The 23923-nt window shown below is 68.7% G+C and carries 20 protein-coding genes, 1 tRNA gene and 4 pseudogenes; 9 read left to right on the top strand and 16 right to left on the bottom strand.

What is annotated here, in order from left to right; all coding sequences use genetic code 11:
- Window positions 1-635 precede the first annotated feature (635 nt).
- Window positions 636-902: a hypothetical protein gene (locus tag BLW82_RS13890; protein ID WP_093499093.1), complete on the top strand. Its 267-nt coding sequence runs from the start codon at window positions 636-638 to the stop codon at window positions 900-902.
- A 120-nt stretch (window positions 903-1022) separates the two neighbouring features.
- Here BLW82_RS13890 and BLW82_RS45410 read toward each other — a convergent pair.
- The 7 genes and pseudogenes from BLW82_RS45410 to BLW82_RS13935 form a co-directional block, all read right to left on the bottom strand.
- Window positions 1023-1244 (bottom strand): annotated as a pseudogene (locus tag BLW82_RS45410) (site-specific integrase); the annotation flags it as partial.
- A gap of 487 nt (window positions 1245-1731) precedes the next feature.
- The gene (locus tag BLW82_RS45415; RefSeq protein ID WP_371131338.1) at window positions 1732-3282 is read right to left on the bottom strand and encodes a serine/threonine-protein kinase; all 1551 of its coding nucleotides are present in this window, start codon (window positions 3280-3282) and stop codon (window positions 1732-1734) included.
- Window positions 3283-3865: 583 nt separating this feature from the next.
- A complete protein-coding gene (locus BLW82_RS13910; protein ID WP_256215789.1) occupies window positions 3866-4465 on the bottom strand; it encodes a hypothetical protein in 600 nt (199 codons plus the stop codon).
- 461 nt (window positions 4466-4926) lie between these two features.
- Window positions 4927-5583, bottom strand: coding sequence for a hypothetical protein (locus BLW82_RS13915; RefSeq protein WP_256215790.1), 657 nt, complete (start codon window positions 5581-5583; stop codon window positions 4927-4929).
- Between the two features lie 747 nt (window positions 5584-6330).
- A complete protein-coding gene (locus BLW82_RS13925; RefSeq protein ID WP_256215791.1) occupies window positions 6331-7854 on the bottom strand; it encodes an LCP family protein in 1524 nt (507 codons plus the stop codon).
- Window positions 7855-8258: 404 nt separating this feature from the next.
- Window positions 8259-8972, bottom strand: coding sequence for a hypothetical protein (locus tag BLW82_RS13930; RefSeq protein WP_093499096.1), 714 nt, complete (start codon window positions 8970-8972; stop codon window positions 8259-8261).
- Window positions 8973-9032: 60 nt separating this feature from the next.
- A complete protein-coding gene (locus BLW82_RS13935; protein WP_093499097.1) occupies window positions 9033-9542 on the bottom strand; it encodes a SigE family RNA polymerase sigma factor in 510 nt (169 codons plus the stop codon).
- 507 nt (window positions 9543-10049) lie between these two features.
- Here BLW82_RS13935 and BLW82_RS44410 point away from each other — a divergent pair.
- Window positions 10050-10127 (top strand) — tRNA-Arg (locus BLW82_RS44410).
- A gap of 222 nt (window positions 10128-10349) precedes the next feature.
- On the opposite strand, the pseudogene BLW82_RS13940 reads toward BLW82_RS44410, so the two are convergent.
- Window positions 10350-10808, bottom strand: a pseudogene (locus tag BLW82_RS13940) (DUF2199 domain-containing protein).
- Window positions 10809-10936: 128 nt separating this feature from the next.
- On the opposite strand from BLW82_RS13940, the pseudogene BLW82_RS45425 reads away from it, so the two are divergent.
- Both BLW82_RS45425 and BLW82_RS13950 read left to right on the top strand, forming a co-directional pair.
- Window positions 10937-11404, top strand: a pseudogene (locus BLW82_RS45425) (IS5 family transposase); the annotation flags it as partial.
- A gap of 146 nt (window positions 11405-11550) precedes the next feature.
- A complete protein-coding gene (locus BLW82_RS13950; protein ID WP_256215792.1) occupies window positions 11551-12201 on the top strand; it encodes an SMI1/KNR4 family protein in 651 nt (216 codons plus the stop codon).
- A gap of 343 nt (window positions 12202-12544) precedes the next feature.
- Here the strand turns inward: BLW82_RS13950 and BLW82_RS45430 are convergent, their stop codons facing one another.
- Both BLW82_RS45430 and BLW82_RS13960 read right to left on the bottom strand, forming a co-directional pair.
- Window positions 12545-12865, bottom strand: coding sequence for a hypothetical protein (locus BLW82_RS45430; protein WP_256215793.1), 321 nt, complete (start codon window positions 12863-12865; stop codon window positions 12545-12547).
- A 546-nt stretch (window positions 12866-13411) separates the two neighbouring features.
- The gene (locus BLW82_RS13960; RefSeq protein ID WP_093499100.1) at window positions 13412-14305 is read right to left on the bottom strand and encodes a LysR family transcriptional regulator; all 894 of its coding nucleotides are present in this window, start codon (window positions 14303-14305) and stop codon (window positions 13412-13414) included.
- Window positions 14306-14687: 382 nt separating this feature from the next.
- On the opposite strand from BLW82_RS13960, the gene BLW82_RS13965 reads away from it, so the two are divergent.
- Window positions 14688-15194: a hypothetical protein gene (locus BLW82_RS13965; RefSeq protein ID WP_093499101.1), complete on the top strand. Its 507-nt coding sequence runs from the start codon at window positions 14688-14690 to the stop codon at window positions 15192-15194.
- Between the two features lie 536 nt (window positions 15195-15730).
- On the opposite strand, the gene BLW82_RS13970 is transcribed toward BLW82_RS13965, so the two are convergent.
- Window positions 15731-16171, bottom strand: coding sequence for an AhpC/TSA family protein (locus BLW82_RS13970; RefSeq protein ID WP_371131339.1), 441 nt, complete (start codon window positions 16169-16171; stop codon window positions 15731-15733).
- 252 nt (window positions 16172-16423) lie between these two features.
- Between BLW82_RS13970 and BLW82_RS13975 the strand changes: the two genes are divergently transcribed.
- Window positions 16424-17038, top strand: coding sequence for a TetR/AcrR family transcriptional regulator (locus BLW82_RS13975; protein ID WP_093499103.1), 615 nt, complete (start codon window positions 16424-16426; stop codon window positions 17036-17038).
- 292 nt (window positions 17039-17330) lie between these two features.
- Here the strand turns inward: BLW82_RS13975 and BLW82_RS13980 are convergent, their stop codons facing one another.
- From BLW82_RS13980 to BLW82_RS43885, 3 genes are all read right to left on the bottom strand, one after another.
- Window positions 17331-17879 carry a GNAT family N-acetyltransferase gene (locus BLW82_RS13980; RefSeq protein WP_093499104.1) on the bottom strand — a complete coding sequence of 183 codons (549 nt, stop codon included), beginning with the start codon at window positions 17877-17879 and terminating at the stop codon, window positions 17331-17333.
- A gap of 523 nt (window positions 17880-18402) precedes the next feature.
- Entirely contained in the window at window positions 18403-18825 is a 423-nt protein-coding gene (locus BLW82_RS13985; protein WP_093499105.1) for a hypothetical protein, read from the bottom strand.
- Between the two features lie 291 nt (window positions 18826-19116).
- Entirely contained in the window at window positions 19117-19365 is a 249-nt protein-coding gene (locus BLW82_RS43885; RefSeq protein WP_143063664.1) for a hypothetical protein, read from the bottom strand.
- A gap of 552 nt (window positions 19366-19917) precedes the next feature.
- Between BLW82_RS43885 and BLW82_RS13990 the strand changes: the two genes are divergently transcribed.
- The gene (locus BLW82_RS13990; protein ID WP_256215794.1) at window positions 19918-21219 is read left to right on the top strand and encodes a cytochrome P450; all 1302 of its coding nucleotides are present in this window, start codon (window positions 19918-19920) and stop codon (window positions 21217-21219) included.
- A gap of 30 nt (window positions 21220-21249) precedes the next feature.
- On the opposite strand, the gene BLW82_RS13995 is transcribed toward BLW82_RS13990, so the two are convergent.
- Window positions 21250-21807, bottom strand: coding sequence for a GNAT family N-acetyltransferase (locus BLW82_RS13995; protein ID WP_093499107.1), 558 nt, complete (start codon window positions 21805-21807; stop codon window positions 21250-21252).
- 518 nt (window positions 21808-22325) lie between these two features.
- On the opposite strand from BLW82_RS13995, the pseudogene BLW82_RS45435 reads away from it, so the two are divergent.
- Window positions 22326-22910 (top strand): annotated as a pseudogene (locus BLW82_RS45435) (carbohydrate binding domain-containing protein); the annotation flags it as partial.
- A gap of 41 nt (window positions 22911-22951) precedes the next feature.
- Here BLW82_RS45435 and BLW82_RS14005 read toward each other — a convergent pair.
- Window positions 22952-23500, bottom strand: coding sequence for a YdbT family protein (locus BLW82_RS14005; RefSeq protein WP_256215795.1), 549 nt, complete (start codon window positions 23498-23500; stop codon window positions 22952-22954).
- Window positions 23501-23630: 130 nt separating this feature from the next.
- On the opposite strand from BLW82_RS14005, the gene BLW82_RS14010 reads away from it, so the two are divergent.
- Window positions 23631-23861, top strand: a complete 231-nt coding sequence (locus tag BLW82_RS14010) for a hypothetical protein (protein ID WP_093499109.1) — start codon at window positions 23631-23633, stop codon at window positions 23859-23861.
- The last annotated feature ends 62 nt before the right edge of the window (window positions 23862-23923 follow it).

Consider the following 23923-nt stretch of genomic DNA (forward strand, 5'->3'; position numbering starts at 1 on the left):
GCAGTCCATATCGAATCCTGACCGCCCGGCTCACGAATGGTCCAACAGGCCTCGGAGACGCACACGGGTGGGGGATCTCCGAACCCTTGTGCGACTTGGGGCCCGCTTCTTCCGGTCCGTGGACTACTTGTGGACAGGCCAGGCCGATCAATCTCATCAAGAGCCTGTGACCTGCTGTGATGCGACAGAGAGACGGGGCCTCCGGAGCCGTGTGCGCAGGTTCGAATCCTGCCGGGGGCACCCTTCATAAGGTGCCCAAAGACCCCGTCACCAGCGGAAACGCTGAGGCCGGGGTCTTCTTGCATGTGCAGGCGTGTGCGGCCCGAAGCGGCCGTATGTCGAGGTCCGTAGACGAGGCGTGGACGGGATCTTGGAGCATCGTCGCAGGTAAGCCCCGGAGGACGCGGCTCCCAGTCGGTCAGTCCACCACACCGAGTCTGGGCGCCTTACGCCCGAACTCATGCGATTGGCCACTCAGGCGGCACTGTCCGGCAGGGGCGCTGTTCTCCTTAGGTGTGGGCTCCTCGGTATCGGCGCATTTCAAGGCCCGCACCCCGATCAGGAGCGGAGGCGACGTCCCGCTATCGTGCCCGTGATCGGGCCGTGGGGCCTGACCAAGCGGGGAGGGGGCTGTCGTGGGGATCTTGCAAAAGTGGGGGCGTAAGCGCATGGCTCAGGGCGCTATCGCGGCTCGGGAGCAGGGTGAAACCACCTACGTTCACAGACTGGCCAGTTCCAGTCAGCAGATCCAGGACCGGTACACCGCGGTGATCGAGTCCGAGGGATGGAAGCTGGCCGGGATCCACGAGGATCCGTCGCGCCCCAGGGAGCGCTGGGTGATGACCTTCAAGCGTGCCGACGAGGCAAGCGGGACAACCGCCCAATCGTCCGAGCCCGCCTAGTATCCGGCCTGACTTCGCGCTCTCGCCCCAGGCTCTGAGGAAGAGTGGAAACAGCCAACGCCTGGTCCGGCGAAAAGGCCCCTGGAGGATCCCAGGGGCCTCAGGCACAAGCAACGGATCTCACTCGTACTCGCGAAGCAAGTCCTCGATACGTCGGTTGGCAACGTCCTGCCGTCCGTCGAGACACTTCGCGTACCGGGTCAACAGGACCTCAACGCTGATTCCGGCGCGCTCGGCCACCTCGGTCGGGTAGACGCCGGCGTTGAGCCACGTCGACAGCGCCGAGTGGCGGAGGCCGTACGGCCGGCTCGCGAGGGGCGAAGCCGCGACTGCCGGCGGCAGTCGGTACTGGATCTGCTTGAGCCTGCGCTCGACGGCCTTGGTGATCTGGGCGAGGTTGGCCGCGGCGAGGTTGTCGACCTCTCGCTTGACCAGCGACCAGATGCCTTCTCAGGTCCCGCAGATCGCGCCAGCCGAAGCCCTTCGGTTCGCCTTTGCGGCCGTGGTACTCGCGGACGGCGTAGATCGGCCGCGACCGTTCCCCTCGCCTGTAGCAGACCATTGCTGCCGTCGAGACCCGTCCGGATAGCCGGCCTCGGATCCGCACCACCGGGGTGCAGCCGAACCGGCCCCAGACTCTGGCACGCGGCGGCATCATCGACTGGTCGGCCTCGTCCTGAAAGACGATCCCGCGGCCTCCCCTTGTCGAGCCATACAGGGAAGACGGTGAGCATCATCCGAGTCCACCCGCTTCGGACCGAACTCCTCAGGCGGGTGTGCCCCTAGAAGGTTGAGCATGTGACGGCGCGGCGGGTCTGGTGCTCGAGCTCTAAGGCGTCGGGCTCGGGCTGGGCGGTGCGCCGGTGGCGCCGCCGCCCTTCGAGGGCCTTGGCGATGGGGGCGTCGTGCCAGTGGTAGGCGTCTCCGCAGGTGACGTCCGGGTCGGGCCGGCGGCCCCGGCTCCGGGCGGCACGGATCGTGGCGGTGGTGACGCCGATCCGGGCGGCCCCGAGCTCGCGGGCGGTGCAGCGGCGCTGCGGCTCGAGCTCGGGGCAGCCGCCGGATCAGAAGCGCCGCGTGTCCTGGAGACGGGCTGGACATGAGCTCCGGTTGCCACAGACGCACCGGATGCCCCAGAGGGGGGCTGAGCCCCGTGCGATCGGGTGAGTGGGAGGGCGTCGGGCCCGCTCTTGGCGGTCGCCGTACCGGAGGGCTGGTGCGAGAGGGTATCGGCGGGCGTCGCCGCTGCCCCGTCGTCGCTTCCGCTGATGCTCGATGCGACGGCAAGAGTCGCGCCCAGGACCGCGGAAAGGGCCAGGGCCGTACTCGCTGCCAGGCGGCGGCTGCGGCGAGTGCCGCCAAGGAGGTTGCGCCGGGTGACTGCCGCCTCCTGAGATCGTATGTGCTCTTCCGTTCCGGGGTGAGCGGCCGGCGGCGTCGGAAGGCGCGCCTCGGAGGGCGCCGAGAGCGGCAGGGGGTACGGACCAGGTCCGGCGTGCCGGGAGGCGAGGGCTTGCGCGCACTGCTCGGCGTCCGGGCGGACCTCTGGGTCCTGGGCGGTCATGGCCCGCAGCAGGGCTGCGAGTTCCGCGGGGAGCCAGGCGGGGACTTGGGGTGGGCGGTGCAGGCGGGCGACTGTCGCTTCCAGTGGGGTGCCCTGGTACTCCAGCTCGCCTTTCAAGCACTCCAGCAGGACCAGGCCGAGCGCGTAGACGTCGGCGGCCGGCCCGATACGCCTGCCCTCAACCTGCTCAGGTGCCAGATAGGCGGCGGTGCCTATCAGCACGTCCGGCGCCGTATGGCGGGTGGCGTCGGCCAGGCGCGCGATGCCGAAATCAGCCAGGTGAGGAGCACCGGCCGCGTCGAGGAGAATGTTCGACGGTTTGATGTCTCGGTGCACGACGCCGGCCCGGTGGACATAGGCCAGCACCCGCGCGAGGGCGGCGCCCACGTCTACCACACGCCGCTCAGGCAACGCTCCACACGCCAGAAGGCTGCGCAGCGTGGGACCCTCTATCAGTTGCATGACCAGGTAGGTGCGGTCGCCGTGGCGGCCGGCGTCGTAGACGGTGACCAGTCCCGGGTGCTGCAGGCCGGCCAGAAGGACGGCTTCCGCGGTGAGACGGTCCTCCGTCTGCGGGTCCGTGCCGGGCCGGAACACCTTGACGGCCACGGGCCGCCGAAGGCGCGTGTCAACGCCCTCGTACACGTCGGCCATGCCCCCCGATCCAATTCGCGCGCCCAACCGGTAGCGGCCGGAGAGGACTTCGGCGGGCTGCTCATCCGCTGGAACCGGCGCGGGCGGCGGGGCTTCTGATGGGCGGGCCTTCATCTGGTTCTCCGTTGCTGTCGCCGCGTACCGGACTCGGCCATGGGCCATGCTGTGAGGCGGGTACCCCCAGCCCGTGCCAGATATCCGGACCAAGTCGGGGCAGCGACGAAACGGCCCCACCTCTCCCGTGGCTGGAGCGTTGCAGCGGGTCAGGAGAGCGGCGGCCGGCCGGACTACTGCCGTCGTCGCCAACCTCCGCCGTCAGCCGCTTCCCCAGTAGGTCACTGACCGGTAGCCGACAGCCGTGGTCTCAGGTCAGCAGGGCGGCCGGGGCCAGGAGGCTCGAGCTTCCCGAGCTGATGGCGCGACTGAAGTGGCCTGCTGACCGTCCGGGCTGCGGCGCCGGGGCGCCGGTCCCGGCCGAACAGCAGGCCACCTGGTTGGTCCTCGTCGAGGAACGGAGTCCTTCTGTTCAGTGCAGCGGAGTCGCCGGAGAGCGCGCTTGATAGTCCCTCGCTTCCAAGCCAGCCCGGATGAGCCGTGCCAGGAGCAGGGCCGCTTCAGGGCGCACCGTGCCGATGCGGACCAGTTCGACGAAGAGTAGGTGTGCCCCCCGACGTGGCCTTCGTCTTCAGCGCCGAAGTCGAAGTCGTCGCCTGTATTGGCCGTGAAGGGGCGCGGGGCGTCCGGGTCACCAGCCGTCCTCGGGTTCACCCAGCGGAAGTCCGGAGACCCGGACCCAGGTTTGGCCCTCGGGTGTCCAGGCGACGCGGGGGCCGAGGGAGATCCAGACGCCGAACTGGCCGAGGGGCAGTTCAGAGGTCTGCTTCGCCCGGACGGTGTTCAGACAGAGTTGCCTGCCGCAGTCCTTGGACTCCGACAGGCCGCGCCAGCCGCAGTCCCAGCTGACGTCCAGGCTCAACGGGCCGAGAACGGAGACCATCCGGTCCAGTTCCTCCTCGGTGGCGTCGTCCTCGGCTTCGCTGTCGGAGGTACCGAAGGGCAGGGTCGTGTCCAGGGAGAGCATCACGCCCCCGGGCAACGGCCAGAGATCGGCCAGGCCAGGACTGAGCAGCAGGTTCGCCGTCAGCCAGGACCTCGGCTGCTCCGCGTCGAACGTGATGGCCTCGCGGCGCACCAGTTCGTCCAAGAAAGGGAAGATGCGAGGTTCCCGGTCCACGACCATGCGGGCAGTGCGGAAGGAACGGATGGCGTACGCGTACTGCTCAGCCGTGCTGATCGGATCCAGTCGGGGCCAGGGGGCGGTGGACCAGTCAGCCAGATCGCGCATGATCGCCCGCGCCCGCGACAGCGCGCTCGGTGCGTCGGGAAAGGATTCGCGGACTCGGTAGAGCGTCGAGGACAAGAAGCGCGCCTTTCGAACAGGGGCGAGGCGGACACGCCTTCACGGTGCGCATCCGCGCCTGTCCCGGATTACAGCCTCACGGCTGACAGCGGCAGGCGGTTCAGTTCGAGGAACAGCAGGTATATCCCTCGACACGGCCTTCATCGGCGTCGCCGCCGAGGTCGAAGTCGCCCAGACTGCCGCCGATTGCGCGGTAGACCGCAGAGGGAACCCCTGAGATCACCGAGGCGGCGGGCCACTGACCGGCGCCGATCTGTCGCTCGCCAAGATCGCGCGCTGGGCGACCTGCCCGCCCCGCTTTCGCCCCATGTGGACCAGTACAGACCCTCACGAGTGGCACGCATGCGTCGCCTCCACCGGCGCGTAAGAGGCTCTGGACGTCCGAGTCACCATCCTTGCTGGGGTTCGCCCAGCGAAAGTCCGCAGTCGCGGCGCCAGTTCTCGCCTACGGTCGTCGAGGCGATGCGGTTACCGAGGGAGATCCAGACGCCGAACTCGCCGGGCAACGACTCCGCGATCTGCTGCGTCCAGACGCTGTTCAGACAGAGTTCCACGCCGCAGTCCTTGAACTCGGGCAGACCGCGCCAGCCGCAGTCCCATCTGACGTTCAGGGTCGGCGGCCCGAGTGCCGAGACCATCTGCTCCAGTTCCTCCTCGGTGCAGTTCTCGTCGGGCTCGCTGTAGGGGTCGCCAAAGGGCCGGGTCGAATCCAGGGTGAGGGTCAACCCCGCTGGCAGCGGCCAAAGTTCGGCCAAGTCGGGGCGGAGCGTTACATACCCTGCGAACCAGGAGTTCGGCTTTGCCTTGTCGAACGTGACGGCACTGCGGCGCCGCAGTTCATCGAGGGCGGACCCGACCCCGGGTTCTCCTTGGTTCCCGTACATTCGGGCAGTGTCGAAGGAGTGGAGGGCATGTGCGTACTGCTCGGCTGTGGTGATTGGCTCCAGTTGGGGCCAGGGGTGGGCGGTCCAGTCAGCCAGATCTCCCATGATCGCGCGCGCCCGCGTCAGCGCGCTCGGGGCATCGGGAAGGGATTCGCGCACTCGATAAAGCGTCGAGGACAAGGAACGTGCCTTTCGGACACGGGCAGGGGCGAACGCGCCTTCACGGAACGCGTCCGTCCCTGTCCCGGATTAGGAACGCGCCCGCCCCTGTCCCGGATTACGGCCTGAAGTCAGACAGAGGCAGACGGTTCAATAGGAGTACCCGTTCGACGAATAGTAGGTATGGGTGGTTCGTCGTAATGACCTTCGTCGGCGGGCAGCCGTGGTAGCGGCGATGGATCACCTCGGGAGCGTTCCCCACTCGGCGGGCTACCTCGGCGATCGGCACTCCCTCGTTCAGCCATCGCGTGGTGCAGGCGTGCCGCAGGTCGTACGGGCGGCCGGCCAACGGCGAGTCGACGCGCTCAGGTGGGAGCGCGTACTCCCGTCCTCCCACACCCGCCAGTAGGTGGATGAGCCGACCACTCCCCCACGTTCGTTTCCGAACACGCGGCCTTCCTTGGCGGTGCCGAACGCGTTTCAGGTACGCCCGCAGGATGGCCACCAGGACGGGCGGGACGGGGACCGGCCGGTCGCTCTTGGCCTCCCTTGCTTTCAGCCCGCGGTGGTCGTGACGCTCCCCGGAATCGGTCCACTGCTTTCCGGAGACGGGGCGCGTCTCCCGGAGCGTCAGCGTGCCCCATCCTGTGTCCGGAAGGTGGCAGTCGGACCGCCTCAGTCCGACCGCCTCAGTCCGACCGCCTCCGCTGGACGCAGGCCCGCGTAGTACAGGACCGCGTCAGAGGCTTACGGCGCACTGTCCTTCACGTTCTTGGCAAGGGCGTACGCCTCGGTCGGGGAGGTGCTGGACGGCGGGTGGTCCTCGCTGGTGGGCATACCGTTGGCGTCCAGCCCGATGACGTCGTTGTAGGGGCTGACCGTCGCGCACTTCTCGGTGTCGCCGGTCTGCTGGTGGGAGCCGTTCAGAGCCACCTGGGTGTCGACGTGCGTCGGAGTCGGCTTGCCGCCGGGGAAAGTGTCGCCGGTCGTCCAATCGGTGCCGATGAGCAGCACGATCTGGGAACCGGTGCCCTGCTCGACCGCCTTTGACGGGAGGCCGAGCGCCTTGGCGACCGCCTGGGCCTGTGCCTTCTGCCCAGCCGGGTAGGTCAGCGAGGTGGCGGTGGAGGGAGTCCCGTTCCCCGAGTCGGTCTCCTTGCTGAAGCCCTGGGCGATCAGCGCCTGGGCGATCAGCGCCCCCCGGTGGTACACCCCGGTGCCGTTCTCGACGTGGACGGTGACCGAGGCGGCGGAGACCGGGCTGGCGGTCGCCGAGGGGGAGCCCTTCTTCCCGGTGGACGCGGTGAGCGACTGGTCGTTCGCGATGGTCTTGAACATCTCCTTGGCGCCCGGGCCGATCAGCGTCTCGGACCCGCCGCCCGGCAGGTCGACGTCCTGGGTCTGCATGGTGGCCCAGGTGATCCGGCTGGCGGGCACCTTATTGAGGTCGAGGGCCAGGTCGATGAGCTTGCCGGCGGAGTCCAGGCTGTTGTCGACGGTCAGCGCCCTGGTCGCGGCGTTGGCGATGCCCCACATCTTCGACGGGCTGCTCAGCGTGCCCTTGCTCTTCATCTGGTTGAGGAGGGCGTTGAGGAAGATGTGCTGGGCGTCGGTCCGGCCGCGGCTGTCGCTGGAGTCACCGAAGCCGTGCCGGGTCCGCACAAACTCCAGCGCGGCATCACCCTTCAGCGTGTGCGACCCCTCCTTCAGCTTCAGGTGGCTGTAGGGGTCGTAGACGTTCTTGCTGACACAGACGCGCGTCCCGCCGACCGCGTTGGACATCGCCACCACGCCAGCGAAGTCGATCATCATGAAGTGGTCAATGGGTATCCCGGTGAGCTGGTGCACCGCGACGACGCTGCAGCCGGGGCCGCCGTTCAGCGCCGAGTTGATCTGCGTGCGGGTCTGCGCCGGCACGCTCGGGTGGCCCGGGTCGTGGCAGCCGCTCCAGTCGGTCCGCAGGTCGCGGGGGATGCTCATCACCGTGGCGTTGGACCGGTCGGCGGATATGTGGACGATCATCTCCACGTCGGCTCGGGCGCCGCCGGCCGTTCCGCAAGCGCCCCCGAGTTTGCAGTCCGCCGCGCTGTTACGGGCGTCGGATCCGATGACCAGGATGTTGATCGGGCTGCGTCCGAACGCGTCGACCTTCTCGTGCCCGGCGCCGTCCTTGCCGTTGGCGGACAGATCGTCGGACTTGATGTTGCTGTTCAGCTTCCAGTACGCGTACGCGGCAGTGCCGGCGCCGAGCACCAGCACGAACCCGAGCAACAGCCCGACGGTTTTGAGTGTGCGCCTTCTGTCAGGTTTCTTGCCGGCTCTGCGCATGGCAGCCCTGCCACCGCCGGCCGACTCCGCCGGATCCGCCTTCTCGGCCCTGATCCGACCGGTGGCATGCCTCCGCGATCTGAGGGGCTGCGTCATGAGAACTTCCTCGTACCTTCAGGGGCGACGGCTGATGGAGCCATCTGTAAGTGGGACTCGTGGACGGCGAGTTGGGTTGGGTGCGGCTCGTTTCGGGGGTCGCGTGACCAGGGAGCCGTGCTGGCTCCGCGCCGCCCGCACGTTGTCGTTCCGCGTCTGCAGGCAGATCAGCACTGCCGGCGCAGCGCGGGCGCGGCCAGACAGTCGCCGAATGCGGAGGTGATCTGCCCGCCGCGCCTGCGTTGCGGGCGTTACTGCCACTGCGAGCTGGTTGCGATGGCTCGCAGTTGGGCCAGTGTCAGGATCGGCGTGGAAGGGGTCGAGGGGGAGTTCTGGCTCGGCGCCTGCCACTGCATGAGGGTGACGTAGAGCCCGTCAGGATGCAGGACGTTCACCGCCGTGTGTCCAGGGCCTGTTCCGGGTGGTGCCTGCCGGGACTTGATCAGGGTGCCGTCGGCCAGGGGGGTGGTGCCTGCGAAGACGTGGCTGCGGATCGCGGTGGTGGAGGTCTGCCGGGAGACGTGCACCTCGAGCAGAGACTTGCCGTGGCCGTCGTCCACCCACAACTGCCCGGACTGCCGGCCGCCGGGCGGGCTCGTATGGGTCAGGCCGCTCGGCAGCAGTGCGGTCAGGGTGGCGAGCGCGCGGTCGGCGGACAGTGTACGGGTGAAGGTCGGCTTCGGGGTGGCGGACGCCGTGGCCGAGCCGGTTGTGGCCGAGGCCGCCGGACCGGCGGTCGTGTGGTGGGCTGTTCGCCCGTCGGGCAGCAGCCCGGGAACGACCGCCGTGCCGAGCCCGCCGAGTGCGAGTACGGCTGCTCCGCTCACGCCGACGGCCGTGGCGCGGCGGCGGCGTCTGCGTCGGCCGTTGCGGACACCGGCCTGCACGAGTGACGGGGTGTTGGGCGGCTCGAAGGTCAGGAGGGTGGTGCGGAGGGCTTCGGTGAAGTCTTCTTCGATGGGCATGGCGGGTCACCGCGTTTCGAGGTCGGTGCGGAGGGCGGGGTAGGTGCCGTGGCACCGGGGTCAGGGGCTGACGAGCTCCATCAGGTCGTGGCCCAGAAGGTCCCGGATCCGGGCGAGCGCGCGCATGCTTTGATTGCGTACCGCGCCCGGCCGGACCTGAAGGATCGCGGCGGTCTGCTCGACGCTGCGGTCCTCCCAGTAGCGCAGGAGCAACACGGCCCGGTCCCGGGCGGAGAGTCGGCCGAGAGCGTCGAGCAAGGTGACCCGCAGCGTGGCGTCGTACTCGGTGACGGCGCCGGAGTCCGGCAGGGTGCCGGAGGGCTGCTCAGAGCTGCTGCGCCGACGGCGGTAGGACAGGTAGGTCCGTACGAGGACGGTGTGGGTGTAGGCCGCCGGGTCGTCCACCTGCGCGATCCTGCGCCAGTTGGCATACATCCGGCCCAGCGTGTCCTGCACCAGATCCTCCGCGAGGTGCACATCACCGCTGGTGAGCACACACGCAGAGCGGAACAGAGGCGCGGATCGCGCAGCGGCGAACGCCATGAATTCCTCTTCGTACCGGCGCTTCATCCGAGATCCTGTTCGTCGCCCACACTCTGAAGACGCTGTGGCCGCAGGGTTACGTCCCACCCGGAGAGGCAGAAATCTGGCGGCCCCAGGCGAACTTCCCTTCGGCGACGCCAGCGTCGGGTCTGAGGGGCGGGGACTGGCGCGGTGGCTGTCCCTCCGTTTCCAGCCTCCGCCGCTTCAAGCCGCATGCGTTTCTCCCGCACACGGCTTTGCGGGTTGGGTGCGACTCGTGCCGCACCCAACTCGGCATGGGCACACGCACCCGGGCATCCGGACGAGCAGCCGTGGGCCGACACCCGCCGGCCACCGCTCACCCCAGCACCGCGAGGGAGCGCCCCCACCGAGCCAGGCGCGCAACCGGCACACCTGACGTGCCCGCGCACTCCGGACAGTCTCCCTGTTCGATGGAGGGGCGCACTGTATACGCCTACGCTTGCGCGAGGAAGAAGGGCATTTCATTTCCGTGGGACATGCACGGGTCGAGGGGCCCGACGGGGCGTCAGGCGAGCCGCTGACCTGTGAGAACACGCGGGAATCGGACGGCCTCCGGAGCCGTACGCGCAGGTTCGAATCCTGCCGGTGGCACATCGCAGGAAGTGCCGAGAGGCCCCGCCATCAGCGCGTTTGCTGAGTGCGGGGTCTTGTTGTTTGCCCAGGCGGATGCCGCTGGAAGCAGCGGTTTGTCAGCGATCACGTTGTAATAGCGGGTTGATCTTGGAAGCCTTCGTGGCAGGTCAGCGGGCATCATCCCGCGGACCGCTCACAGTAGTCCTACGGGCCCAGGGCACACCGGTCACGCAACTCGGATCAAGAGTTGTTGCTGGGGTGAAGGATCGCCTCCGCGATTTCGCGTACGCGGTCCTGCGTGATACCTGTGCGCTGCTCGACGGCGAGGGGATGTTCGGTGGGTTCCAGCTCGATGAGGGGGCGTTGACCGAGCGGACGGGTGTGGGCGTGCGTCTTCAGGTTGAGCGTGCTGGGTGTGTACAGACTGAGCTCGGTGGTCAGTCAGCCGAAGTACGGCTTCTCAGCTTCGCGGCCGGGGGTGTTCCACATGTCCAGGGCTCGGGCAAAGCTGTCTCGGCTCAAGGAAACCCAGACGCTCCAGGAGAAGCGGTCTTCGCAGCCGATAACCGGTATCTCGATCAGGCCTCTGATGAAGTAATGCTGGCCTTTGATGATGCACTGATCGGAGGAGAGCATGCTGTCGGAATCGTCCGCGAAGCTCGGGTGCCAGACGCCTGGAGCCATGGTCGAGTAGCTCATCGGAAGCTCCGCGTGGAACTCACCGCAGCATGAACACGTGAAGCCGAGATCGTTCGCCATGGCCGGGAGCTTAGGGCCTGTCCGGCGGATCACGTTGCTCGCCCTGCGGTGGGGACATTGTTCTGAGCGTGGGGCGGGGCAATCTGACGAACGATGAAGTGGGCGCGGTTGGTGCCGCATCTGCCGATGTCCGGTCGCCGGGGTGGTCGGTGGAGTGATCACCGTATGGTGATCAACGGGATCTCGTTCCGGGTTCGCACCGGGCTACGGTGGTGGGACGTGCCGGAGAGGTTCGGTTGCTGAAAGACGGTTTATGAGCGGCACCGCCGCTGGTCGGCAGACGGGACCTGGGATCGGATTCTCCAGGTCATCCTTGCCGATGCGGATGTTCAAGAACGCATCGACTGGCGCATGGTGAGTGTGGACTCCGCCTATGCCGGGCTCATCAGCATGCGGATGCGGCTGGGGCGCCCCGCCTGGTGCCGCGAATCCCCAAGAGGCCCTCGGTCCCGCGCCAGCACCGCCCCGGGGTAGGACTCGGCCGTTCCCGCGGCCGCTTCACCAGCAAGACATCTCATGTCGTTGGCGGGTCAGGTTGAGTCGTCGGTTATGGGGAGACTGGGCCTCCTGTAGTTCGCCGCCGGTTGAGGAAGGCGATAGCGTCCACGGCGTGCTGGACGGTCCTGATGTAGCGGTGGCTCTGCGACGCGGAGTGCGTGCTCGCTCCCACGCCTGGGAGTTCGTGCGCTGGTTCGCCGACGCGTGGATGGGCCGTCCGGTGGAGCCGGAAGATGGCTGCACCGCCGACGAGCTGGCGGCAGTGGAGGCCGATCTGGGCTTCGAGCTGCCGGCTGCTTTGCGTGAGGGGTATGCGCTCATCGGCCGCCGGGACGACCTGACCCGGCAGCAGGACCCACTGGTCAGACCGGCTGGCCTCTATGTCGATGACGCCCAGGGTGGCGTCCTGGTCTTCCGTCGGGAGAATCAGGACTGCGCCTTCTGGGGAATCCCCCTGAGCCAGGTCGACCAGGACGATCCCCCGGTGGTGGTGGAATCACATCAGGGCTGGATTCCCTTTCTCGATCGAATGTCTCTGGTCTGGGTCGAGCTGGTGCTGAGCGAGTCACTCTTCGCCGTAGACAGCCTCTATGACGCCTGCGAGCTGCCCGACGCACTGATGCCGGGTCTCCACGCCAGGTATGCCCGAGTCGGCCTGCCTGACCATCCCATGTGGGCGAGCGACAACGACTCACCCGTCCGCTGGTACGCAGCTCCCGGCCGGCTGGTCCGCCGGGACGGCCTACAGGACCAGTCCTGGCTCCACGCGCGCGGGCGCACGTTTTCCGATCTTGAGACCATCCGTGAAGAGCTTCCAGGCCCCTGGGTCGGCTGAAGTCACACCGCCGTCAGCGTGGGCCTGTTCGTGGTGGGGACCGGTCAGACGATCACGCAGCGAGCGCGACGGCAGGCGCAAAAGCGACCGCGGGATCGTAGAGGGTGCGTGCTTGCAGGCAGCGGGAGAGACAGCCGAGGAGCTTGTGGAACAGGTTCCGCAGGGCCGCGGTGTGTCGTTCGCCGCTGGCGCGGCGGCCGTCGTAGTGCTCACGGGGTGCGTGTGAGCGCAGGGCGGCGAAGGCCTACATATAACCTGCGGAGGCCGGCCGTTGGTTCTTGACGGCTCTGGCGACCACGACTCGACTGCGACCGGAGGCGTGGGTCACCGGGGCGGCGCCGGCCTATGCCGCCAAGACCCGGGCGTCGGCGAAGCGCTTCCGGTCGTCGCCGACCTCTGCCAGAACACGGGCGCCGGACGTCATCGGCAGTCCGGGGAAGCTGGTGATGATCCCTGCCTCAGGGTGGGCGAGGAACGCTTCCTCGGTGGCCGTCGCAAGGTCGTCGACGCTCCGGCAGGCGGCGTCGAGCTGCTGGATGAGCGCCTGGGCCTCCCTGGCCCATGGCCTGCTCGACTTTCGGCAGCCGGTGCAGGCAATCCCTGCGGAAGATCTCCCGTAGCCGTTCGACCTCGGTATCGATCCCGCGGCGGAGTCGTCCGGCACGGTTGAGAAGAGCACACAGCTGGCTGCGGGTGAGCCGGGCGGCTGCCGCCTGAGTGGGCGCCGCGGCCAGGACGGCGACGGCCTGGACGTGTTCGCTGTCGGCGGGCAGCGGCCGGTGCATGGCGCCGGCGATCCAGAAGAGCTGATCGAGCGATGGCCTGACCCCGTTGATCCAGGAAGCGAGCCTGTACAAGTTGCCACCGCTCAAGGCGATTACAACTCGATGCACTGGGTCCTTTTCCTCCCCGTCGTATGTCTCCAGAACCCGCAGTGCGAGATCCACCTCCTCAGGAGAAAACGACGTGAAACACGTTGCTCGCACTTCATCGGACACAGTCACTTCGTCAGCGTGCGGCTGGGGCTCCTGGTGCACAAGGCAGCGGGAGATCGAAGGAGCAGTCACATGAAGCTCCCTCCCATGACCCGCCGGACAGAACCCAGCCCTCAGCGCTTTCCCCCATCCCTATGTGCTCGCAAGGCATCCGGATCGTCCACGAGGTCAACCGTGCGCGACTGCAACCCGGTCTGAGCACTCCGAGGCGATGCTCATCCTCGCCAGATGAGGAACTCGTGAGTTATCGCGATCAGGGCACGTGCCGCACGACCGGGTGTGCGCTCGAAAGGAACGGCCAGGGAGAACGGCCAGTCCAGGTCGGCGTCGTGGATGGTCAGCGTGGCGACGTCCTCCGCCTCGGCAAGGGCAGGCCGTGGCAATAGCGCCACGCCCAGGCCGTTGCGGACGTAGGCCACGCCGGTGGGGACGTCGGTGATCTCGAGGGCGACGCGACGGGTCACGGAGGCGGCAGCGAAGGCCTGATCGGCAACGGTCCGGATGCCGTAGCTCACGGGGAAGTCGACGAAGTCCAGGCCGGCCAGTTCGGTGATCGGCACGGTGTGGCGCTTCGCGAGCGGATGGTCGGCCGGAACGACGAGGTCGAGCACCGAGGTGACGAGGTCGGTCAGCATGATCCCCGTCGGGTGCGGTCCGGGCAGCGAGACGAAGGCGAGGTCGAGCCGCCGTTCGAGGAGGGCGTCGATCAGGCCCTGGGAGCCGGAGGCGGCGGCGCTGGTCTGCAGGAGCACACCGGGATGACGCCGGTGGAATTCACCGAGGAGCGCGGGAAAGTCGATGAGCCCCACCGTGGTCATCGTGCCCAACCGCAGGGTGCCGCGCAGTCCTCCGCGGACCTCGGCCACCGCGTCCGCGGCTTCCCGGGCGGCGTCGAGGGCGGCATGGGCGCGCGGGAGCAGGGCGGCACCGGCGTCGGTGAGCAGCACGCGTTTGGTGGTGCGTTCCAGCAGCGGCGTGCCGAGTTCTCTCTCGAGGTTCTTGATCGTGGTGGAGACCGCGGACTGGACGACGTGCAGCCGTGCGGCGGCACGGGTGAAGTTCGCTTCCTCGGCGACGGCGACGAAGTGCTCGAGCTGGCGCAGTTCCACCCTCCCAGTATCCCTCCGGGAGCTCCCTACTTATCTCTCAGTGAGATAAGTGCAGTCTCTGACTTTCGTTGGACAGCGATCGTTACCGTCAGCGATTCTTTTCATCGGAGGAACTGCTCGCAGCAGGAATGCTTGCCGACGGGCATATCGAAACCGGAGGACAGGCGCAAGGTGACCGACACGATCAACAGGCTGGTCGCCGAGACGCTCGATATCCCCGGACGACACCTTCGCCCCCCTGATTCGAACGAGAATTTCTTGTCCGGACGAGGGGAGTCGTAATTGGCCCGGGAGTGCGCCGCGCTGGTAAATTCCAAAACCTCCGGACGTCCCGAGCTCGAAAACGTACCGAATCAAATCCAGGAACGAGGAAACGACTGCCATGACCACATCGAACGAGCCCACCGGCAGGCTGAACAACCAGGCGCCGCACCTGGACTACTACCCAGAGTGGCTCGACAATCTCGCCGACGACGTCATCCTTCAGGGCAATTTCGCCAACGGTGAAGTGATCGGCAAGGAAAAGGTGGGGAAGCTGCTGAGCTTCGCTCGAAGCAACTACGCTTTCCAGGACTTCCGCTTCTTCGGCAAACGCGGCGAACTCTTCCTGGAGGACTACCGTTCCACCATCCGTGGCAGCGAGACCTACCGTCCGGGTGGAATCGAGATCTACAACTTCGTCGTCGTGTACTTCAACGAGGCGGGCGAGACCAGTCAGCTGGTCATGAATCACCGGCCGCAGTCAGCCGCACTGCTGTTCTCGTCCTTGCTGGCGGAGCACTTCGGTGACGAGTTCGGCTCGGACCTCTTCTACAAGGGCGATGTCAGCGACCGACTGCTCGACCACGACCTGTCCCGCGGGCAGTGGCCCCCGTCGCCGTCCCACTGACTTGCGACGGCCGGGCTGTCCGGTCAAGGACGGGCTGCAACACCCGGGGTGTTACAGCCCGTCGGCGAAGCCGACCACTCAAAGGCCGTAGGAGCCGGAGGCAACTCCCGGTCTGCTCTGCCTTTGCGAGGGCGCGACGTGGCATCGCTACGGAGCTGCTTCCTGCCAGTACGCACTATCTGCGGTACAGGAGGGCACCACACGCCTCCCGCGATTCAAGGAACCGAACCTGGTACTCGGAGCCCATGTGCAAGCCCACCTCTGACTGCGCTCCGGTGCCGTGTGCGCAGGGTTCGAATCCTGCCGGCGGCACCCCTTATGAGGTGCCCGAAGACTCCGCCAGCGGCGGAATCGCCGAGGCCGGGCTCTCCTTAACTGCGCGGGCGTGTGCGGCGTCGGGCAGCACTATGACCTCTGAGACATGGCCTCCGTGGCCTCTTTGTGGACAGGATCGTGGAGCATCGCCCCAGGTCAGCCGACGAGCGGCCTCGGATACTCGGCGAGTTCCCTCGCCGGGGTGGGCCAGGGATCGTCGCTCATGATGCCTTTTCGGGACGAGGTCCTGATGGCAGTGACGTTTGCGCCGCCAGTTCGAGCAGGTGGTCGACCGGCCACTGGTCGTAGGCGTGTTCGCCGTACTTGGCGGCGAGGACGCGGCCGTCGGGTGCGATCAGGAAGTCGGCGGGAAGGCCGAGCCGTCCGCCGAGCGGCCTGCGGGACGGCGGACGCTCCCGTCCGCGGAGGATCGCCCACGTGCTGCGCAGGATGGCCCGGGCGGTCGGTGCCCAGGCCCGCGGACTGAGCAACGCGCGATACGACGACTCCACCCCGAACTCGACGTACAGGCGCTTGGCGGGGTCGGCTACGACGGCGAAGGGGAGGTCGGTTACGTGCTTCCGCAGTTCCTCTGCGGGCGAGTGGAAGACCACGATCTCGCGGATTCCCGCTTGAGCGATCTCCGCGTGTCGTCGCACCACCGATTGAAGGTGCAGGTTGCAGATCGGGCAGCCGGCGAACCGCCGGAACTGAAGATGTGTCAGCCGTGCACCGTCGGGCACGGCGATCTGGGCGCCGGAGACGGCCGTGAGGTCGTGGGCACCGACAACGGCACCGGGTCCTAAGGTTTCTGTCCACGCGTTCCTGTGAGTCGTTCGCATGATCCCCGTTCCCTTTTAGGCGTACACCATACGCTTACCAGCGTAAGCGTATGCCGTACGCTGTCAACCGTTATGCCTCGCCCCCGTTCACTCACCCCGGACCATCTCGCCTCGTCCGCTCTCACCGTCCTGGACCGCGATGGTGTCGCCGGCCTGTCGATGCGTGCGGTTGCCAAGGAACTCGGCATGAGCACGATGGGGCTCTATCGCTACGTGGCCGACCGCGAGGAACTCGAACGGCTGGTCGTCGAGTCCGTGCTCGGAACCGTCGACACCGAGCCGCCGCCCTCGGACGCGCCGTGGGAGGAGCGGATCGAGACCCTGGTGCGGCGCCTGCGCGACGTCGTCAGCGCCCATCCCGCCGTCATGCCGCTGACGATCACCCACCGGCACCGGTCTCGCGGGGTGCTGCGCTGGTCGGAGGCCGTACTCACTGTTCTCGCCGAGACGGGCTTCGACGGCCCGCAACGCGTCGTCGCACTGCGGGCCCTCCTGAGCTACGTCATCGGAGCCATCCAGCTCGAGCACCTGGGGCCTCTATCCGGCGAGGGTACGGTCGCCATCTCCGCTCTGCCGCCGATCGAGTTCCCGCGCCTGGCCGAAACCGCACACCAAGCGCAGGACGTCGGCGCCGACCAGGAGTTCTTCGGCGGGCTCGCCGCGCTGATGCGCGGCCTGCGCAGGTGACGACAACGGACCACGGTCGGCGCTCGCCGCGGCCCGCTGTCCGACGGTTCAGCTGCACCACCGTTTGAATGACCAACGGCCCGCCCGCCGCCGACCAGCGGTTCCGCCTGTCCCCGTACTCCGAGCGCCCCGCCGGGGGCACCAGCCGGTGAGCCAGCAAGAATCTGGGGCTGGTCGGGGCGGATGCCAACAGGAGTGCTGTCGCGAGGGTGGGCAGGTTGTTCGGCGCGCAATGACCTCGGCCGCCCTCGTCCGTGTGTCCGCAGGCAGCCCCCGGAGATCATCTACGCCGTCATGCGGGGTTCGCCCATTCCTCGCGGAGCATCCCGAAGAGCACGCTGTCGTAGCGCTTCCCGTCCAGCAGCACGGCCGACCGGCGGCGGCCCTCCTCACGGAAACCCAACCTGGTGAAGGCGCGTACGGCGCGCTCGTTGCCGCTCCAGGTATCCAGCTCCAGCCGGCTCAGGCCATACGCGCCGAACAGGTGGTCCACGAGCAGCCGCAGCGCGTCACTGCCGTGGCCACGGCCCCAGAACTCCCGCTCGCCGATGGTCACTCCCAGCGTGGCCACCCCGACGTACGGGTCCAAGTCCCGGTAATCGGCCATGCCGATCACGCTTCCGCCCATCAGGTCCTCGACCGTGAACACGGCCGACTCCCTCGGATTCAGACGCAGCATGGTCTCGAAGCCGAGACCGAGCGCCTCCGCCGTGACCGGGCCGAAACACGGATCGCCGGCCGTGGCCCAGCGCACCACTTCCGGATCGTTGCGCCACCGAAGATGATGCTCCGCATCTTCGAAGCGCAGCGAACGCAGCCTTACCAACTTGCCTTCGAACATTGCGCCACTGTAATCGTCCGCAGAACCACGAAGCCGACGATGCCCCATGCGGACGCCCTCCACGCGTCTTCGTCAATCGGCCCTGGATAGCGCCGGCCCTTGGAATTGGTCGTCCAGGGGTAGCCGGTGGTTATCAGCCGAGACGTCACTACAGCCAAGTGGTGCGAGGTTGCCCAGGCGCGCCATTCCGTGTTTTCTCCCGCCTTCTGGGTCCGAGTGCACTGGACCGGCATCGATCAACAAGTCCATTTCCTCAGGAGTCAGTTGCGCTGCCTGAAGTAAGTCGCGTACCTGATCCCCTTGGGCACCCCTATGAGGTGCCCAAAAACCCCGTCACCAGCGGAAATGCTGAGGCCGGGGTCTTCTTGTGCGCGCAGGCCCATGCGGCCCGACGCGGCCGCATCTCGGGGTTCGTGGGCAGGCGTGGACGGGATCCTGATGCGTCACGCCAGGCGAGCCCCACGAATCGACGTACCCCGGAACAGGTGCGGGGGCCGCATTGCTGGGCGCTACTGGTGCCCTGCTAGTCGGCGGTGACGCCCCAGTAGCCGATTTGCACGGGCTTCCCGTCGCGGTAGAGCACTGTGCAGTTCCCTTGGCCGCGGCCCGGGAACTCCAACCATCCGGAGTCGAGAGCGGCCCGCCACTCCTCGTAGGTGGGCCGGCCGTGAGGGGCCCACGCACGCACCTCGCTGTCGGCGAGCGGCCGCATGAACGGACCGTCGTCGGTGTCCTCGGCCTCGATCATGAGAGGGAAGTCCAGCACGGTTCCCGTGCCACCGGTGAAGATGTACTCCTGCCACTCCGGGTCGCGCCAGAGTTGCTCGACGGACCGTCCCCCGAAGCCGCGGTTGTCCCGCGCCAGCTCGTCTTCCTGGGCCTGCCGGAACGCGGCCGCCAGATCACGCTGATGCGGGCCGGAGCGGGCCCACTCGTCGCCGCCCATCCGTGTCCCCTCTCCGTTCGCACTCCTTGTTCAAGAGCGGAGCCTAGGAGACGGCACTGACAGGTCATCTGACGATGGCGAGCGACGCCCTACGCCCGCGCGACCCGCTCGGTCGTCAGCACCCCTGGGAGCGGCGCCGGTGCCCCTGCCTGATACTCCGAAAGGCGCGCGGGCACCAAGGCCGAACGCCTTTCGCCATCGTCGGCGCAGCCTCAGCCCTGGTCGGTTACCGCCGACTCACGGCGCGATCCAGCTCACCTCGGGGTGCACGCTCGGCAGCCCCCACCATGCTCAGTTGATGTCGGCGGAGAGGGAGCGACGGTGGCCAACCAGGGCCGGCACAGCACGTTCCAGTTCCTCAATCGCGTCAACTGACGCGTACAGACGACGACGTGGCGCCCGGGTGCCGATGAGATCGTCCACGCGCACAGCGTGCCAGGCCAACGTGCCGCCCATCGGCAGCCGTGCGAACACGACGCCGGAGGAAACGCTGTCTTGACGCGACGGCAGTGTCCCCCAGGCACGGTCGTTGACCAGCACACAGTCGATCGCCGCGAACGGCGTCTCATCGGGCTCGGCTCGCCCTGCGTTCCGCCACCCTCATCAGACAGGACACAGTCCTTCCTCCTTGCTGGGCATCCGGTACCTCGCCTCCGCACCGCAGGATCTCGGCGCGCGGCCGCGGACCGGCGCCCGTTGGTGCACCGGTCGGCCGGCGGCAGCGGCAGCGGCAGCGGCAGGAGCGAGGTGTCCGTGGTTGGTCCTGGGACCCTCTGCGGTGGCGCGGACGGGGTTCCCGGATGCGGTGATCAAGGCGCGTGGGGTAATTGTCTGGAATGAGCCCTATATCGCAGATGAGATGTATGCGAAGATGTGTGCTGTGTGGCATTTGGTGCTGAAGCCAGGCGAGAGGAGTGCACCATGATCGCCAAGCTGCTCGGGAAGCTTTCCTTCACCCGCCACTACGGTGCCTACGGGTCCCACGAATGGAACGCGTACGCCGGCGACGACTAGGACCGAGCGCGCAGCCGGCGGGTGCCCTGGGGCGCCCGCCGGGTCGTGGTCACGTTGCCGAGGGCCAGGGGCTGTGTCATGGGCGGAAGGAACGAGCCGCCGCGGCTGCCCGAGGGGAGTTTCGCGGCCTGGAGTCGCGACCGGCTGGGCATGGCGCGCCGTGGCGCCGAGGAGTGCGGGGACGTCTGGCAGCTGGAGCCGGGTGTCTACGTGGCGGCCGCGGCCGAGCCGTGTGAGGCGGTTCTGCGTCGGGCGCACGACTTTCCCAAGGCCCCCTCGCCCCTCTTCCCGCCGCTGAAGCGGTCGAGCGGAGAACCGACGCCCGAGGAGCGCGGGTACGCTCACGCCGCCCGTATGCGCGGACTGCGTGCGCAGGCGGTCGCGGCCCGGATCGGGGAGATCGCGCCCCGGACCGCTCGGTTTGCCGACCAGTTGCCGACGGGCCAGGACATAGAGATCCTTCCGCCGGTCCGGCACGCCCTGGCGGAGATCGGCGTGCACTATCTCTTCGGCGAGGACGCTCCCACCCTGCTGCCCTACGCCTTCCAGCTCTTCCTCGCGCGGGAGGTGCTCGTACGACCCTCGCGCTGGGTATGGCCGCGCTGGGTTCCCACACCGGGCCGGCGGTTCCGCACCCGGCAGCAGGCCGCCTTCACCGATGCCCTGCGGCCCGTCGTCCGCAGGCGCCGTGCGTCGGGCATGCTCGGTGACGACATGCTGGGCCAGATGCTCCGGCCCTCCCCCCACCACGGCCTGCTGCCGGAGGAGGCCGTCCTCGACACGCTCCCCGGAATCACCGTCGCCACCTTCGAGACCCCGTCCCGGGCGGCCGGCTGGATCCTGCTCCACCTGGCCCTGTACCCGCAGGCGGCGGGCCGCGTCGCGAGGGAGGCGGCTCTGCTGCCCGCGGATCCGGCCGCGACGACCAGCGCCCACCTCGGCAGCCTGCGGTACACCCAGGCGCTGGTGAACGAGGTGCTCCGGCTGTACCCGCCGAGCTGGCTGCTGACCCGGCGCGTCCGGCGCCAGACCCAGCTCGCCGACTACACCATCGACGCCGGGTCCACCGTTCTCGTCTGCCCTTACACCGCCCACCGGGACGCACGCGAATTCGCCGAGCCGGACGAGTTCCGGCCGGAGCGGTGGCTCGACGACCCGGGCTCGCCGGCGAAACCCGGGGTCTTCCTCTCGTTCGGTACCGGGCCGCACGGCTGCGAGGGAGCCGCCCTGGCCATGGCGATGCTGACCCTGCTGACCGCCCAGACCGCCCGCTGCTACCACCTGAGCGAGCCGGCCGGACCGGAGCCCGGCTATCAGGTCACCACCCTCGAAGGTCTCGCACCTGTCGGTCTGCGCCTGCGCGCCACCGCGCGCGGCTGAGGACGGTCCCGTCGTCGGCGGACGACCGGCTCATGCCCGGTTCGTCGGGTGCCGCTGGTCGAACTCGTCGGCGAGCATGCCCATCATGACGAGGTCGTGGTGCCGGCCTGCGAGGAAGACGTGCTCGCGCAAGCGGCCCTCCTCGGTGAAGCCGAGCCCGCGGAAGAGTGCCAGCGAGGCCTCGTTGTGGTCGAAGATCGCTGCCAGGCATTTGTGATAGCGCCGCTCGGCGAACATGAAGCGCAGCAGCAGCACCAGGGCTTCTGCCGCGTAGCCCCGGCGCCGGTGATCGGCGCCGATCGCGACGTCGCATTCGAACCAGCCGGAACGAGGGCCGGTCCGATGCGATCCGACCGTGCCGACCAGCTCACCCGTGGCCGTCGCCTCGACCGCGAGGAGGAAGCGGTCGTCATCGCTCTCGGCTACGGCTTGCTCCTTCGCCCGGACACGGTGTTTCTCGGCCGACCGGGGCAGATCCAGCCGGCTCGCTCGCCGCCCGTCATCGTCGGCGAAGCGCATGAACGCGGTCCAGTCGTCGGGCTCGACGGCGCGCAGGCGGACCCGCTCACCGGTCCAGGACGATGCCATGCCCTATTTGAGCACGCCGCCGTGTCCGCGGGGCCGAGAGGCACACCGCCGGCCACGAGACCGTCGTCCGCCTCGCCGCCAACGGCACGCCTGCCCAGGTGCGCCGTCCGCACGTGCGGCAACGGAGGACGCGGCAACAGGGGCCCGGTCCGGCTGAACCCCCGGAGCGGGCGTTGCGTATGAATTGCGCGGGGCCGGCTCCGGTTTCCCGCCACGGGACCCGGCCGCGACGCCGTCCGTGGGGCCCGTGACGGAAGGAGAGCACCGTGCCCACACCGCCCGCCTCCGACTCCGACGCGCCGGACGACGGCACCGCGCCGAACGACCGCACCGCGCTGGAACCCATCCGCGTGCTGCGTATGCGCAACACCGACGCGCTGGCCCGGTTGCTCGACGACATCCGCGAGGACGACGACTGCCGCGGGCGCGCCGCCGTGATCGCACCCGCCGCCGACGCCCCGGCCGACGGCGAGACAGAGGAACTCCCGCCCGTCCCCGGCCTCGCGGACCGCCCGCGCCTGGGGCCCGGACAGCGCCGGGCTGCCGTGGTGATCGCGGTCGCCGCGGCGGCCGTGGTCGGCTTCGCCTGCGCCCTCCTGGTCCCCGGCGCCACCGGGGCCGCCCCGACCGCTCCGTCGGCGAGCGCATCGACCGATCCGGCCTCGGCGACCCCCACGTCGGCTGCCCCGAGCGCGACCGCGGGCGCCGGCGTCCTGGCCGACCCCGGGTTCGAGTCGGGCGGCCTCTCGTCGTGGAACTGCGCCGGGAACCCGGGCTCGATCGTGTCCTCCCCCGTCCACACGGGGGCGAAGGCCCTCCAGGGGAAGGTGAGTTCGAGCGACACCGGGCAGTGCGACCAGACCGTCGCGGTACGGCCGAACACCGCCTACTCGCTCACCGGCTGGGTCCGCGGCTCCAACGTCTACCTGGGCGTGACCGGCGGCCCCGCCACCTGGGTCACCTCCCCGGCCAGGTTCAGCCCCCTGACCGTCTCCTTCACCACGGGCGCCTCCCAGACCAGCGCGACGGTCTACGTGCACGGCTGGTACGCGCAGGGCGCCTTCTACGCCGACGACATCGCCCTGAACGGGCCCGGCGGCGGTCACACGTAGCGCCTCGGCGACGCGTACGGGGCGCTGTCCTGCTACGGGACGGGAGGGGCGTAGGGGTTCCCGTGGGACGCAGGCGGGCCGCCCCACCACACACCGGGCGGCGGGACGGGAACCCAGTCCGGACCGCGGTGGCGCAGCCACCACCCGCCGATGGTGTGGAACTTCTCCTCGAAGCCGCGGTCCCAGCTGAGGAACCCGGTCGCCGGCGCCCGCAGTCGGGTGCGGCGGCCGCCCGCTTCGTAGATCACGACGGTCCGGCTGCCGAGCGCCGACTCGATCCGGATGGCCTGGACGTCGGCCCACGGGATGGTCCGGCGGCGGAAGTTGTGCACGACCGCCGCCGTCGGGGTCAGAGTGACCCCGAACCGCCGCGCGGTGATCTGCACCAGAGGCAGCAGAACTCCCCATATGAGCAGCCCCGGGACGAGTATGGAGACACGCGATCCGCCCTCCAGCCAGAGCAGGACCTGGGAGGGCAGGACGACGGCGAATCCGGGCAGCACGGGCAGCAGCCGCTGGAGGTTCGTCAGCCGGTAACGGACGTGTTCCGGCGGCGTGGCCGCGACCTGCGATTCCTCCACCAGTCCCCCGGTCCCCTGTTCCTTCCCTCAAGCGCCAGGACAGCATGGCGGACCGGGGAGAACGCTGTCCATGCGGATACCGGAGTCCGGGGGACTGCCGGCGCCGGGGGACCGAGGGCATGATGACGCCATGACGTCCTGGCTGAACGCCCGGAGCACATGGCTGCTCGTACTGCTCCTGTGGGCGATCACGCTGACCGCCGCCCTGCTCGGGATCGCCTTCGCCCGGGAGTTCCTGGAGCACCCCCCGCTCCGGCCCTTCGCCTCCCGTCTCCCCATGGCAGCGGGCGGCTCGTTCTTCGTCGCCGCCGCCGGCGCCGGGCGGCTGCGGCACAGCGGAGGACGCCCGCAGGACCGCTGACGGCTGCGGCCGGGGACCACTCGGGGCGGCGGGGCTGCCGCACGGATGACGGCAGCAGCCCC

Source organism: Streptomyces sp. Ag109_O5-10, from assembly GCF_900105755.1.
In the GTDB taxonomy this organism is placed as follows: Bacteria; Actinomycetota; Actinomycetes; order Streptomycetales; family Streptomycetaceae; genus Streptomyces.